This is a genomic window from Dellaglioa sp. CoH-57-MRSF-22, from assembly GCF_056781895.1.
Genome location: NZ_JBXAXT010000003.1, coordinates 42246 through 56800 on the forward strand (window position 1 = coordinate 42246; position 14555 = coordinate 56800).

The 14555-nt window shown below is 33.8% G+C and carries 17 protein-coding genes; 12 read left to right on the forward strand and 5 right to left on the reverse strand.

What is annotated here, in order from left to right; genetic code table 11:
* Positions 1-17 precede the first annotated feature (17 nt).
* Positions 18-383: a hypothetical protein gene (locus tag AC1RPR_RS03970; RefSeq protein ID WP_481761607.1), complete on the reverse strand. Its 366-nt coding sequence runs from the start codon at positions 381-383 to the stop codon at positions 18-20.
* A 36-nt stretch (positions 384-419) separates the two neighbouring features.
* The gene (locus tag AC1RPR_RS03975; RefSeq protein WP_481761606.1) at positions 420-989 is read right to left on the reverse strand and encodes a hypothetical protein; all 570 of its coding nucleotides are present in this window, start codon (positions 987-989) and stop codon (positions 420-422) included.
* 233 nt (positions 990-1222) lie between these two features.
* Between AC1RPR_RS03975 and AC1RPR_RS03980 the strand changes: the two genes are divergently transcribed.
* On the forward strand, positions 1223-1531 hold the full coding sequence (locus tag AC1RPR_RS03980; RefSeq protein WP_481761605.1) for a helix-turn-helix domain-containing protein: 309 nt from the start codon (positions 1223-1225) through the stop codon (positions 1529-1531).
* A 229-nt stretch (positions 1532-1760) separates the two neighbouring features.
* On the opposite strand, the gene AC1RPR_RS03985 is transcribed toward AC1RPR_RS03980, so the two are convergent.
* Positions 1761-2984, reverse strand: a complete 1224-nt coding sequence (locus AC1RPR_RS03985; RefSeq protein WP_481762183.1) for an ISL3 family transposase — start codon at positions 2982-2984, stop codon at positions 1761-1763.
* A 627-nt stretch (positions 2985-3611) separates the two neighbouring features.
* On the opposite strand from AC1RPR_RS03985, the gene AC1RPR_RS03990 reads away from it, so the two are divergent.
* From AC1RPR_RS03990 to AC1RPR_RS04005, 4 genes are all read left to right on the forward strand, one after another.
* Positions 3612-5489, forward strand: coding sequence for a glycoside hydrolase family 2 TIM barrel-domain containing protein (locus AC1RPR_RS03990; protein WP_481761603.1), 1878 nt, complete (start codon positions 3612-3614; stop codon positions 5487-5489).
* Positions 5473-6432, forward strand: a complete 960-nt coding sequence (locus AC1RPR_RS03995) for a beta-galactosidase small subunit (protein ID WP_481761602.1) — start codon at positions 5473-5475, stop codon at positions 6430-6432. The genes AC1RPR_RS03990 and AC1RPR_RS03995 overlap by 17 nt, the downstream gene beginning before the upstream one ends.
* 312 nt (positions 6433-6744) lie before the next feature.
* Entirely contained in the window at positions 6745-8205 is a 1461-nt protein-coding gene (abc-f, locus tag AC1RPR_RS04000; RefSeq protein ID WP_481762188.1) for a ribosomal protection-like ABC-F family protein, read from the forward strand.
* A gap of 236 nt (positions 8206-8441) precedes the next feature.
* Complete coding sequence (locus AC1RPR_RS04005; RefSeq protein ID WP_409022043.1) at positions 8442-8585, forward strand: hypothetical protein; 144 nt, start codon at positions 8442-8444, stop codon at positions 8583-8585.
* Between the two features lie 65 nt (positions 8586-8650).
* On the opposite strand, the gene AC1RPR_RS04010 is transcribed toward AC1RPR_RS04005, so the two are convergent.
* Positions 8651-9169: a TetR/AcrR family transcriptional regulator gene (locus tag AC1RPR_RS04010; RefSeq protein WP_481761601.1), complete on the reverse strand. Its 519-nt coding sequence runs from the start codon at positions 9167-9169 to the stop codon at positions 8651-8653.
* Positions 9170-9357: 188 nt separating this feature from the next.
* On the opposite strand from AC1RPR_RS04010, the gene AC1RPR_RS04015 reads away from it, so the two are divergent.
* The 4 genes from AC1RPR_RS04015 (at position 9358) to AC1RPR_RS04030 (ending at position 12422) form a co-directional block, all read left to right on the forward strand.
* A complete protein-coding gene (locus AC1RPR_RS04015) occupies positions 9358-9975 on the forward strand; it encodes an NAD(P)H-dependent oxidoreductase (RefSeq protein WP_481761600.1) in 618 nt (205 codons plus the stop codon).
* Between the two features lie 157 nt (positions 9976-10132).
* Positions 10133-10717 (forward strand): sugar O-acetyltransferase, encoded by a 585-nt coding sequence (locus AC1RPR_RS04020; protein WP_481761599.1) that lies wholly within the window; start codon positions 10133-10135, stop codon positions 10715-10717.
* A gap of 115 nt (positions 10718-10832) precedes the next feature.
* Positions 10833-11750 carry an amidohydrolase family protein gene (locus tag AC1RPR_RS04025; protein ID WP_481761598.1) on the forward strand — a complete coding sequence of 306 codons (918 nt, stop codon included), beginning with the start codon at positions 10833-10835 and terminating at the stop codon, positions 11748-11750.
* Positions 11751-12422 carry a putative quinol monooxygenase gene (locus AC1RPR_RS04030; protein WP_481761597.1) on the forward strand — a complete coding sequence of 224 codons (672 nt, stop codon included), beginning with the start codon at positions 11751-11753 and terminating at the stop codon, positions 12420-12422.
* A gap of 119 nt (positions 12423-12541) precedes the next feature.
* Here the strand turns inward: AC1RPR_RS04030 and AC1RPR_RS04035 are convergent, their stop codons facing one another.
* On the reverse strand, positions 12542-12907 hold the full coding sequence (locus AC1RPR_RS04035; RefSeq protein WP_481761596.1) for a DUF805 domain-containing protein: 366 nt from the start codon (positions 12905-12907) through the stop codon (positions 12542-12544).
* Positions 12908-13132: 225 nt separating this feature from the next.
* Here AC1RPR_RS04035 and AC1RPR_RS04040 point away from each other — a divergent pair, with 225 nt between their 5' ends.
* Genes AC1RPR_RS04040 through AC1RPR_RS04050 form a run of 3 tightly spaced genes read left to right on the forward strand, consistent with a single transcriptional unit; the run spans position 13133 to position 14526 of the window.
* Entirely contained in the window at positions 13133-13348 is a 216-nt protein-coding gene (locus AC1RPR_RS04040) for a helix-turn-helix transcriptional regulator (RefSeq protein ID WP_481761595.1), read from the forward strand.
* Position 13349: 1 nt separating this feature from the next.
* Complete coding sequence (locus AC1RPR_RS04045; RefSeq protein ID WP_481761594.1) at positions 13350-13787, forward strand: hypothetical protein; 438 nt, start codon at positions 13350-13352, stop codon at positions 13785-13787.
* Between the two features lie 34 nt (positions 13788-13821).
* The gene (locus AC1RPR_RS04050; protein ID WP_481761593.1) at positions 13822-14526 is read left to right on the forward strand and encodes a hypothetical protein; all 705 of its coding nucleotides are present in this window, start codon (positions 13822-13824) and stop codon (positions 14524-14526) included.
* Positions 14527-14555 lie beyond the last annotated feature (29 nt).

A 14555-nucleotide genomic window follows, 5' to 3' on the forward strand; every position in this document is an offset into this window, starting at 1 on the left:
TCCCAATAAATTAATAATTATTTAGCAACCTGTTCAAATTTTAACCCCTCTAATAAAAATCCGAAGCCCATCATTTGTGAACCAGTTACGGAATTAAGTGTAAATGTTTTTTTATCTTTGTCTAAACTAGCTTTCATTGTATAATCATCAAATTTCATGGTAAGTTTACCGTCTTCAATTTCATAAGTACCTTGGTCTGACTTTTTATCAGTTTCAACTTTAGTCACAGTGTTTCCTTTAAACTTCAACTCAAATTTGGAACCACCCATGTCGGAAATATAGCTTCCATCCATCTTATTTGAATTGCCCATCATAAACATAGCCACAATAATAACTATAGCTACTATACTGACACCGGTAATAATATTTGCTTTTTTTGACATTTTTTCTCCATTTTTATAAATTTAATATAATAAATCTTATTTTCTGAACGAATTAAATGCACTGACGGTTGAGGACATAGCTGCCAAGCGTGCATTTGAGGCAATATCTTGTTGTAAGCCTCTCATTTCTTCCTGCATTGAAAGTTGAGTTTCTTGGAATTGTTGTGTTTCTAAAATGTTAAAGGCTTCTTGCAAATCACGTGCCCGAGTTTCATCAATTAATTTCCAAAGACGAAAAATATCGAAATAGTTGTAGAATTTCTCTGGGAATCCTTGCTTGCCTGCAATATAATCTTCATTTGCCATTTCAGCGTCCAAGTCTGCTAAGGCTTGTGTTTTAGATTCATTACCCGGCATAATATAAACAAAATATTTAAAAGCAAATAGCGCGATAACAGCAATGATGAATGGCATCGCCGCACTTGTCTGACTAGTAATCATAAAAAGAACAATTAAAACGACTAATGCGATGATTATTCCTCGAAATTTTTTCTTACCTTTTTCAATCTTAGCCTCTGCTTCACGAATTTGTTGTTGGATAACTGCAGCTCCCGCTGTAACACTTCTTTTTGCCATTAAAAAATCTAAAAGTTCTTCTTTATTCATAATTTTCTCCCTTTTCTTTGAACGAATTATTAACCAACCTTTACCAAACGATCCCTATAAAATCTCCTCCCCCAAAAAAGTAATTTATATCTTGCACTATCTTCACATGATATATTTTATCTCAAAAATATACTCAATACTACCTTTTTATGTAACTTTATAGGTATACTGAGAGCTTTGAAAGTGTGCGCACTTAATTTATCATTAAACATATGGATAAATAGGAGCGATTTATGATTATACTTGTGGGCACTTTCATTCGGAAAAAGCGAAAAGAATTAGGACTTACAATTGAAGAATTGGCAGAAATGGCGGACGTATCCGCCAGCTATTTGGCTCGACTCGAAAGAGGACAATTAGACGATACGAGTACAAGAAAGTTGGAACTAGTTCTGAATGCCTTACAATTAAATTTGGCTGATATATTAATGAGTAATGATTTTAACGACATTTATACGCCCGAATTAATTAACAGATTGAAAAGCATGACCACAGATGATAGAATGCGTATCTCTAAAGCGTTACTGGAAATCTTGAAATAGAAATTGATTAGACATATATTAAATGGGTAGAGAGTGTGTAAAGCATAAAAAAAGACACCATTAATGGTGTCTTGACTAGTCTATTTTATGGTGTTAATTTTATCTCGTATTATGGATTTTATTCAATGTTGTTCCTTTTTCAATATTGTAAAGTATTGATACAAGTGGATTCAAATAGATAAGATTCCATGAAGTATTAATCGATAATTCTCAAAACGCTAATATATATTTATATCGATATTTTGAAGCACTTCACAAAGCAATTTGTGAGGTGTTTTTTTGTATGGATTTTAAGTGTATAAAATATTCTAGTTCGGAATCTACGAAAATTTCTAAATTCAAAACCAACGCGTTTAATGACCTTAATTTTATTGTTTATTCCTTCTAAAGGACCGTTAGTATAATAATAGCCAAAATTATTTTTAATCTCAGAATGGTGACAAAGCAACGTTTCAATACTTTTAAGCATTTCTTCAGAACACCTTTCGGTGTTTCTAACTGTAAAATCATAAGATTTCCAGTCCTTCAACCGAATGGTTGATCTTATTTGGTTCATGAGTTCATATGATTTATTTAGTTCAGGATGAATCGCTAATAAATGATCAACGACATTTGTTTCTGTTGTTAGGTATGGGAAATAAGTCCATTTCTTGAAATTTTTAAAATCTAAGGTTTCAGAAGGTTTTAACAGGAGCTTCCAGTAACGTTTTAGTGCTTTGTAGTCTTGTGATGATTTTGAAAGTTCTTTCATCAGTCTAATTCTAGTTTTAGTGAATCCACGATTCACTGAATTGATAATATGAAAGGTATCTATGATGACAATCGCGTTAGGAAAGACTTCTTTGGCTAGTTTAGGATAGGTATAATTCATATCAGTTACGATAATTTTCACGTTTTTTCTAGCTGCAGCTGAGTAACGATAAAAATAACGTTCTATTTGATAGAATCTTCTAAAAGATAAAAGTTTGATTAATTCATGGTTACTAGCATCCATAAATTCAAAACTCATGGCATCTGTAGCTGATTTGGTACTCTTGACTTCGTCAAGTAGGAGTACTTTAGGTAAAAATTTATAATTAGGTTTAAAATCACGTTCAAAGGTCATTAAAATACGACCTACAAAGGAATCAGGATTCGAAATTTCATTAGCAATATGAGTTAAAGAAACGGATTCCGCTAATTTAGTTAAACAGAGCTGTTTAGATAGATTGGAAATCGTACAATTTTTAGGAACCACACTTGTTTGGACAAGGAAGTATGACTGCCGCTCATGACAGCTAAAGTATCTTCGTTTGAGTGATAAAATGATACATTTACCAAAAAATTTAGGGTAGCGTATGGGTGTTTGACGCCAACTATACCTGATAATCTGTCCTTCGTTTTTAATATCACAATTTGGACAATCCCTTCGGCTGGTAATCAAGAACACGGTTAAATCGAGTGACACCGTCATTAGAAGACTGATAATCAACAATCGTTAGACTACTGTCTTTTATTTTAAGCCAAAATTTAGTATGATTAGGCATGCGGAGAGTTCCATCTTTCTTATTAATTCATCTGTGGTGGTTGAGGGATAATGAACATGGATGAACTCGTAACCAAAAGTCTTATGACTTTTGGCTTTTTTTTGTTATTATACAAAAAAACTGTCATCAGTAATAGTTTTTACACTAGTCCCAACAACAGATAGTACAGAGCCTTTTTATTGTATTTAAAATTTAAAGATATTTCCTTCTATTTGGAATATTCGTTGGGTTTTGGGAGCAACTACTGATAATAACCTAGCTAAAACACAAAGAAAAGTAAAGGGTATATAAACGATTTCTCCTCCCTTTACATTTTTTCATTTTTGCAGAAGGATTAATACAGCAATCGATACTGAAACTTACTGCAAAAATCAATTAAAAGGCCCAAAGGAAGAAGTTAATCAATTTTACACAAAATAAAAATGAGATTACCGTATTTTCACTTAAATCTAATTTTTTTTATTGTCTCAATTTTATAATGCTTTTTGACAACCTCCAAAAGAAAACATATACTTAATTATGAAAACGCTTTTATATAAAACGGAGGCAAACAGATGACACCAGAAATTGAATGGCTAGATACACCAACCGTTTTTCGTGTTGGACAGGTACCAGCTCACAGTGATCATAAGTACTATGCAACTCAAGCAGAAATGTTACAACAAAAAAGTTCATTTGAACAATCTTTGAATGGAACTTGGAAATTTAGTTACAGCACTAATGCAGCAAGTCGACCAAAAAATTTCTATCAGACTGACTTTGATGCAGAACAATTTGACACAATTCCAGTACCACAGCATATTGAATTATCAGGATATGAGCAATTACATTATATTAATACGATGTATCCTTGGGAAGGACATGAATATAGACGACCTGCTTTTTCAGATACTGATTTAAATCAGTATGCTGGAATGTTTAGTGATGCAGAATATAATCCAGTAGGTTCATATTTAAACCATTTTGACTTGGAACCAACTCTTCAAAATAAACGCGTTATTATCCGTTTTGAAGGTGTTGAACAGGCAATGTACGTCTGGTTGAATGGACATTTTCTAGGATACGCAGAAGATAGTTTTACACCAAGCGAATTTGACCTGACACCTTATTTAAAAGATAAGGATAATTGTTTGGCAGTTGAAGTGCATAAACGAAGTTCTGCAGCCTTCATTGAAGACCAAGACTTTTTCCGTTTCTTCGGAATTTTTCGTGATGTGACACTGTTAGCACAACCTGCAACACATTTAGATGATTTTTGGGTGATTCCTGATTACGATAGTGGACAAAAAACAGGACAAGTAGATTTACAACTTCATTTTAGTGGGGCAGAACAACGTGTCCGTGTCACATTCAAAGACCAAGATGCGGTGTTATTTAGCGATGAATTAATGAGTGGGTCAGATGTCGAAAAACACTACAATTTAGCACAACCAGTGACTGCTTGGCAGAATGACCGGCCTTATTTATATACATTACAATTAGAAATTTTAGATGCTGATGGGCAATTAATTGAAATTATCCAACAACCAGTTGGTTTTCGCAAAATTGAAATTAAGAATCGCGTGATGTTATTAAATGGTGAACGATTAATTATCAATGGTGTTAATCGTCATGAGTGGAACCCTAAATCAGGAAGAACCATTTCAGATAATGATGAAGCTTGGGATGTTGACTGTATGCAACGTAACAATATTAACGCAGTTCGGACGTCACATTATCCAGATCGATTATCTTTTTACAATCGTTGTGATCAGGCTGGTATTTATATGATGGCTGAAACCAACTTAGAATCACATGGTTCTTGGCAGAAAATGGGTGAAGTTGAGCCTTCTTGGAATGTGCCCGGCTCATCGGATCAATGGGAAGCAGCCGTTTTAGACCGCGCTAAAAGTAATTTTGAGTTATTTAAAAATCATCCCTCAGTTTTATTTTGGTCATTGGGTAACGAATCATACGCCGGCAGTGTCTTAGCGAAAATGAATGAGTACTATAAACAAAAAGATTCGACACGTTTAGTTCATTATGAAGGTGTTTTCCGTGCGCCTGAATACAAAGATGTCATTTCAGATGTTGAAAGTCGGATGTATGCAACACCAGCCGAAATTAAAGACTATCTAGAAAATTCACCACAAAAACCATTTATCTTGTGTGAGTATATGCATGATATGGGTAATTCATTGGGCGGGATGAAATCATATATTGATTTATTACAACAATATGAATCCTATCAAGGTGGTTTCATCTGGGACTTTATCGATCAAGCATTGTTAGTTGAAGATCCCGTCACAGGTCAAAATGAGTTGCGTTATGGTGGCGATTTTGATGATCGACCATCTGATTATGCATTTTCGGGTGATGGACTCGTTTTTGCCACACGTAATGAAAAACCAGCAATGCAGGAGGTAAAATACTATTATGGCACAGATAAATAAGCAGTTAACTGTCATTTACGGAGATGTCACACTCGGTTTAAAAGGAAATGATTTTCATTATATTTTCTCCTATCAAACGGGTGGCCCAGAATCTTTTAGAATTCAAGGTAAAGAGTGGCTTTATCGCTCACCAAAACCGACTTTTTGGCGTGCAACAACGGATAACGATCAGGGGAGTCAGTTTCCAGTAAAGTCAGGGATGTGGTTGGCCGCTGATCAATTCAGTAATTGTCAATCAGTTAAAGTTGCTATTAATGGTAAACCAATTGCGTTACCGATTGCACCAGAAAATAATCGTTACACTAACCATGAAGTCGCTGAAAAAGTGGCTATAAGTTATATCTATAACACACTGACTGTGCCGCAAACGCAAGTGACGGTCACTTATACTGTTGAAGCAACCGGAAAAATGAATGTTGCAGTTTCATACCAAGGAAAAGCTGGATTACCCTCATTACCTGTTTTTGGGTTGCGATTTATTATGCCCACACCAGCGACTCGTTTTTGTTACCAAGGATTATCAGGAGAAACTTATCCAGATAGAATGGCCGGAGGAATTCCAGGCCGATATGAAGTTCAAGGGTTACCAGTGACACCATACTTAGTTCCGCAAGATTGTGGTGTGCATATGCAAAATGATTGGGTAACTGTTTATCGACAGTCTGTTCTGGATAATCGTATGCAACAGGCTTCTGAAACGGGTTTAACATTCAGTGCGGTTGATCAACCAATTGCGTTTAGTTGTTTACCTTATACAGCTGAAGAATTAGAAAATGCGACACATCATAGCGAATTACCAGCGGAACATCGTACCGTTTTATCGATTCTAGGCGCCGTTCGAGGTGTTGGTGGTATTGATAGTTGGGGTAGTGATGTTGAGGATGACTATCAAATTGATGCGATGAAGGATATTGCTTACCAATTTAATATCACATTTGATTAATTTGCCTATCTACCATAACTATAGTAGACTGTAAATAATTAATAAACAGGGAGTGTGAAGTGCATTGGTAAATACAAATCGTTAATCGAATAACTGTCGACTAAACAAGGGACGAAGTGTGTCTTTTTATGCATGTTGACTATTCAAACGGTTTGCAATATCAATTCTTTTTCACATCTGAAAGAACCACTTTTTTTGATGGATAACGATTGAAGAGCATATAACTGTATGCTCTTTTTTTGTAGAATCAAATGGATAGTTTAGCGGTCGACCTCACAAAGAAATGAGGTAATTACTATAGGAACAATACAAATTAAACAATTAAGTTTTCAATATGATGGACAATTAGCACCAATTTTTAAAAATGTTGATTTACAATTAGATGCCAGCTGGAAGTTAGGTCTAATTGGTAGAAATGGTCGCGGAAAAACGACTTTATTTAGAATTTTACAAAATCAATTACAGTACCAAGGAAAGATTAGAACAGATTTAGAATTTCAGTATTTTCCTCAAACAGTTGTTAAACCAGAAGAGTCAGTGTGGCTGGTTATCAAGAGTATCACAGACTTACAAGACTATGATCAGTGGCAAATTTTAATCGAATTAGATAAACTTGGACTATCTGAAAAATTATTGACGGAACCATTTAATCAATTAAGTCCAGGACAGCAAACTAAGATATTATTAGCCAGCTTATTTGTTGGCGAAGGTAAATTTCAATTAATAGATGAACCGACTAATCATTTAGATGAAAACGGTCGAAAAATTATTTCTGATTATCTAAGACAAAAACAAGGATTTATTTTAATCAGTCATGATCGTTATTTTTTAAATAATATTATTGATCATGTTATTTCAATTGATCGCGCTAAAATCAGTCAATTTAAGGGTAATTATAATACGTGGGCTGACGAAAATACGTCACGAAATAATTGGGAATATAATGAAAAAGAAAAATTACAACATGATATTAAACGATTAGAAGGTGCTTCACGGAAAAAATCGGGTTGGGCTAATCAGACTGAGGCGAAAGTATCTGGTGCGACAGACAGAGGATTTATTAGCCACAAGGCAGCTAAATCTATGAAACGGGTACTAAGTATTAAAAAACGTGCCGATAAAGCAGTAGAAGAGAAAAAATCTTTACTTAAGAATATTGATGTGGCAGATCTTTTAACGTTGAATTTTGAAAAATTAGTGTCAGATAAGACTTTACTAGAGGTAATTGGCTTATCAGCATTTCGTAAACAATTGCCGGTAAATAAACCGGTAGATTTTAAATTAAAGATGGGAGAGCGCGTTATTCTTCAGGGTGAAAATGGTTCTGGTAAATCGAGCGTTATCGCTGCTATACTAGGTCAATTAAAGTATCAAGGGCAATACAAATTTGCAACACCTTTAAAAGTGAGCTGGTTACCGCAAAATTTTGATGGTTTATCTGGTTCTTTACAAGAATTCGCTGCAGAAAAAAATGTTTCTTATTCTTTAATGTTGGATACATTAAGAAAACTTGGTTTTGAACGTTATGAATTTGATAAAGATATCAGTCAAATGAGCATGGGCCAAAAGAGAAAAGTGGCTTTGAGTCGTTCGTTGGTTGAACCAGCAAATATATATATTTGGGATGAGCCACTTAATTATCTAGATGTTATCACGCGTCAACAAATTCAAGATGTTATTCTGGCTTTTCAACCACCGATGTTAATCATTGATCATGATAAAGAATTCGTTGAAAAGGTTGGAACAAAATTCGTTGAGATTGAACATTATTAGTGAATGGTTAATTAAAGGCATCCAATTTATACGTCTATTGATATCAAGATAGTCGTAATGATATACTGTTAAGAGCATAGTTATTTTAACTGTATACTGATTAGCGGGGCATACAGAATTAAAATCGACGTAAGTTGAATAATAAAAGATCAACTTTATTTGAAGGCATGTATTCATAATATGAATCTTTAACTTTGAAAGAAATTGTTAATTAATAGAGCAAGGAGGAAACATTAATGGCTGATAAAGCAAAGACTGATAGAGATAAAATGCTAGAAATTATCAAAAAGAAACAAACTGATGGCGGAAACTTCAATAAGAAGGCTACTGCTAGAAATGATCGTACTAAAATGCGTAAGGGTCCTAAGATTTTTAAATAGAGGTTTAGACTTAGCTCAGATAAATATCTGGGCTATTTTTTTAATCATTAAAATCTAGCATACTTTTACTGAATCAATTCCAATATATCTGCAGTAACTTCTTCAGCTGTAGCAGGACTACCACTACTAATCCATTGCAACATCGTTCGTAGAACGCCACCAAGAATGAACGTTTTTTGAGTATTATTTAGCCGACTGATACTAGGCGTATCTTTAAGAATCTTTTCAAAATAAGTATAAAAAGAATCTTCCAATAAATAAACAATATCATTTTTAATTAGGATATCCATAAATTCAGAATCATTATGCCAATAGTTAAAAGCTAGCTTGAAAATGTTTTTCAAACTAATTTCTGTTTGATTGGACTTGAGTTCGGCGTAAAACTGGTCAAATAAGTAATCGGACCGAGTTAGTAAAATCGCGTCCTTATTTTCAAAATTACGATAGAAAGTCAGCCGGGCAACTCCGGCTTTTTTTGTGATTTCAGTTATTGTGATTTCTTGATAAGATTTTATTTTTAATAAGTCAATTAAAGAATCAATAATCAAATTTTTACTTAATTTTGCTTGGTTATTTTCCGTCATTTTTTATATCTCCTTGAAGTGTAACAAATAACACGATTTTGTATCTTGTAAATCACGCGATAAATGATTAATATAAGTGTAACAAATGTAACACTTATAGCAAGAAAGATAAATGACACTTGAAGTATTTTATATAAAGTCATTAAAGTCGGAAAATTTATTAAACTAATTAAAAGAGGTTATTGAACATGAAAAAAATTTGTATTATATTTGATCATCCCTACACTGCAGACGCTGGATACAATGAATTGCACAATAGGAGTTATTCAGCGGCATTACTAGTTAGTGCTAAAGCAGCGTATGAAAAAGAGGGCTGTATTGTGGACGTAATTGATTTGCATAAAGATGGGTTTGATCCTGTAATGCACCAAGAAGACCTAATATCTTGGCGTAAGAAGATACCAACGGATTCTATGACGGCGAATTATCAAGAACGCCTCATGGCTGCAGATGAGCTTGTCTTTATTTTTCCAATCTGGTGGGAATCTATGCCAGCTATGATGAAGGGATTCTTTGACAAAGTTATTGCTAAAGGGATTCTTTATACAGAGCAGGAAAATAAAAAATTATTTAAAAATGAGATGGTTCATTTAAAGAAAGTTAAAATGGTTACAACTATGTCAACACCAGGTTGGATTTATCGAACTATCTTTGGAAATCCTGTGACTAAAATGGTATTTAGGGGAACATTCCGGAAGATGGGGTTTAACCAGTTGAAATGGTTTAACTTTGCTGCAGTTCAAGGAATGAAACTTGAAAAACGACAACAGTTGTTGAAGAAGTTTGAAAATAATATTGTGAAGTAAGAGGGTTCAACCTGATTGGGTAAATACAATTAGGTTGGCTCTTTTTTAATATCACTAGAACCGAATCTTTTGAATTTAGTTCAGTTAATTTAAGTAGTATAATACAATTGAATTATTAAGGAAGAAAAGGGCGTCAAATAGTGAATGGAGGGGCAAAATGATGACAGAACATGAAAAATTATTGGCAGGTCAAGATTATGATTATCGCGACCCAGAATTACAGGGTATGATTGCGGCGGGTAAAGAATTAGTCACTATAATCAATACGACAACTGACCTAGAGAAAAGAGCAACAGCAATTCACGAGTTGTTAGGGAAATCTGGGGAAGGACTCGTTATTAATGGTCAATTTAATACAGTTTATGGTAAACATATCACTGTTGGTGATGATGTTTTTATTAACGGTAATTGTACATTTCAAGATTCAAACAAAATCACATTAGGAGATCGTGTCATTGTCGCGCCAGACACGAAGTTATATTGTGGTGAACATGCATTAGATGCAACAAAACGTTTTGGAAAAAGACAAGATGGTAGTCGTTATTTAATTACTTATACTAAACCAATTACAATTGGAAACGATGTGTGGATAGGTGGAAATGTCACGATTATTGGTGGCGTTCATATTGGGGATAATGTGATTGTAGCAGCTGGTGCAGTGGTGACAAAAGATGTTCCTGACAATACAGTAGTGGGCGGCGTGCCCGCCAAAGTTATCAAACAATTAGAGCCATTAAAATAAGAAAATTTTTATATTAGGTGAGAGGAATGAGCAGGCTATTTTAGCATTTTTGCCTAGTATTAGATAATCAGCTAAATTAAAGAAACCTAAATTAGGTTGTAGGAGGGAAAAGTTAATGACAAGTATTGATGTTTTTGCACACGTTTTACCACCACATTTTTATAACGAGATGTTAGCTATTCAGCCGAACTTGCCAGAAAAAATGCCATTTATTAAACATCCCATATTGATTGATATTGAACAAAGACGCCTATTACGGAACAGAAATGTCCAACAAGTTATCTCAGCAGTCAACGTGAATCCTGAGGACTACGTAGGGCCAGAACAAGCAGCGGCATTATGCTGGCAAGCTAATAACGAAATAATTGAAATGGTTCAACAAAATGCAGACTTGTTTAAAGCGGGTATTGCAATGATACCTCTAAATAACATCGATGAAGCAACACGTATTATAAAAGAACAAGTGCTAAAAAATTCAGAATTAGTTGGCATTCAGTTATTTACGCGTGCCCTTGGAAAAAGTATTGCTGCAAAGGAATACCGGGTTATTTTTGAAATGGCTGCACAATTAAATATCCCAATTCTGTTACACCCAATTTTTGATGATCGTAAACCAGACAATAATATTATTTTTAGTTGGGAATATGAACTAGCGCAAGCAATGTTGCAATTAGTACAGTCAGGAATTTTTAATGACTATCCTACACTTAAAGTAATTGTTCATCATGCTGGGGCAATGGTGCCTTATTTTGCTGAACGAATTAACCATATTCTATCACCAGAACAGGCAGCTGATTTTAAACGTTTCTATGTAGATACTGCATTATTGGGCAATCCTAAAGCATTAGGGTTAGCAATTGATTATTATGGTGTTAGCCACGTACTGTTTGGAACTGATGCACCGTTAGGGATTGCGCCAGCTGGAGCAACGGATGCCATAATTGAAGCTTTAGATCAGTTGAATCTTTCGAAAGATGATCGAGCCCTGATTAATTATGGAAATTATAATCGTTTGATGGGATTGGGTGAATAAATGATAGAACTTAAGAATGCCCCATTATTAAGACTATTCAAACTTAAAATTAAGCTATCTGATCGTGAAAGATTTGAAAAAGCAGGGATGATTAATTTAACGACCTCAATTCAGCAAGAAAAAGGAACTTTGGCGATGTACAGTGTACATTTGGATGAGGCGGGTACTGAAAATATTGTGATTGAATCTTATCAAGACGAAGATCAATATCAAAAACATGCAAATTCGGCTCAATTTAAAATGTTTAGTAATATCGCATCTCAGGCAGTAATTGAAAAATCGATGATTAATTTATCCCCAGAATTACTGTTAGAAAAAACAACAGCCTTGCATGAATTGAAGCCTGACAGAGCTATACTCAAAGTAACAAGTATTGAAATAGAGCCGAATAGGGTTAAAGAATTTAGAGAAGTTTCATTGAATACTATGAAACAATCATTTGAAAATGAAGCAGGACTCTTAGTGACATACATTGCTTCTGTAGATGGAGATTTAAATCAATGGATTTTCGTTGAAATTTACCGGAGTGACGAGGATTACCAAGCTCATTTACAAACAATGAATTTTAAAAAATATGTAACAGAGACGAAAAAAATGGTGCTTAATAAACGAATAGAGACACCTGTAGCAGATGTTTTAGTTAATCAGGGTGGATTATTTTTTGAAAAATGAAGATAGAGCGGTAATCAAGTTAGTCGATTACAGTGCTATCTTTTTAATTTTCCGTAAACAAAAGAGGTGCTGATAAATTTTATCAGCACCTCTTATTAATAATCGAGTATCAATATAATTTAACCCCAGCGATTTGATTTTCTGGGTAAAACCATTAAAATAAAGAACCAAATACTACCGACTAATGGAACGAATTGGATTAAAATCCACCAACCAGAACGATCAGTATCATGTAAACGACGAACTGAAACAGCAAAGTTTGCAATCCAGACGATAAACATAACAATATTTCGACTTGTCATAAAAGTAAGTTCACTAAAATTATAAATCGAATCGATAGGATGGCCAACGAGTGACGTATAAAAATAAATAATAATTGCTCCTAGAATACTATTAATAATCGTAGGCCACCAATAGTCTGATCTATTCGATGTGTCAGAAAAATTAAAAATATTTTCCCAGAAATTTTTGTATGATTGAACCATATGCTTAATCCTCCTTTTTAAAACGTTTTATTTAGTTAAAAGACATCGTTAGATTATTAAATTAGTTAATCTGACGATGTTTATTTAATTATAGTATAAATAAATAGAAATTTATATTGATATGCTTGGTGCCAGAAATAATCAGCTAGTTGACTTAAGAAAATAATTATTATATTATGAAGTTAACTTCACATGAAGTATATTTCATATTGAAAGGTGTTCATTATGCAAAATAAAGTTAAAGAATACAGAACTAAGCTTGAATTAACACAGGAACAGTTAGCTGAGAAAGTTCAAGTTTCTAGTCGAACAATTATCTCACTTGAAAAAGGTAAATATAAGCCATCTATAATGTTGGCCTATCGTTTGAGTTTATTGTTTGATTGTCAGATTGAAGCGTTATTTCAGCTAAAGGAAAATTTAGAGATGGAGGAGAATTAAAATGAAAATCTATAGTTATCGACATTTTTTTGTAGGTTTATTTTTTATGTTTGTGGGGATTGCCTCAATTTGGATAATGAACTTAGATTTTAAAGATGCTTTTGATTGGTCAAAATTGATTAGATCATTTATTAATGTTGTCTTATCATTTGGAATTGCGGCCTATCAATTTTATATAACTTTTTCTAAAAAAGGACTGAAAGAAGAACAGCTGGAGAATGTGGATGAACGAAATAAGTTAATTGATCAGTCTGTGAACGCAATGATTGGAAAAATTATGAATAGCATGATTTTAATTCTAGCGTTTGGGTTTATCATTTTGTGGGCATTTCTAAAAGTAAGTACGTTATTATGGATTGGTGCACTACTTTTCTTTTTGTATACGAATATAATAATCATTTCAATAATATTAGCGATATACTACGAGAAAAAGCTTTAATAATAGAGGCGTAACAGGTTAGGAGATTTTTGGCATGAAGAAAAATATGTTAATATCAATCGGTTTTTTGATGGTAGTTTTTTTAGGTATCTTAGGATTTAAAACATTAATTCAAGTTAAAGATACACAACCGGCTAGTTGGGCAGAAATCAGTCGAATTCAACCGACAGAAAATATAAAATTAACCCAAAAATACAAAATTAACGCAGGAACAAATGGCTTACCAGTCCAAGCAAAAATAGTCGTCGGTGGTGATGCTATATTACCGCATAAAAATTATGCTACACCCGCTGATTGGACCATTAAAAAAGGGTCCAAAGATGCATCAAATATGAAAGTTGTATTTAATCTTAAAAATTCGAAAGTACGTGGCACTAAGGTACAATTAAATACGTCAGATGCGTATTCTGGAGGACCAATGCCTGCCACGGTTCCAATTGAGATTGGACAAATTCAAGGCAAATTACAAGAAGAATATGGTCATTTTAAGGAAACGGCAACTATTGAAATTGGAGATAACACTTGGTATCTAAGCGTTATCCTTGAACCTAAAGTTAATTCAATTCACTATCTTTATTATCGAATTGAAGACACAAGTAGTGTTAGTGATTCGACAATTGTCGTTGATTATATGACTAAACTTAGGGCAGCTCAACAAAATCCCGCGGGACTAATGAATGATTTGGGTGATGTTGAAGCGGTCATTAAAACACTTTCTAAAACATCTGTGGCGTCTTAACCTATGCTATAATTTAAAGACATAGAATT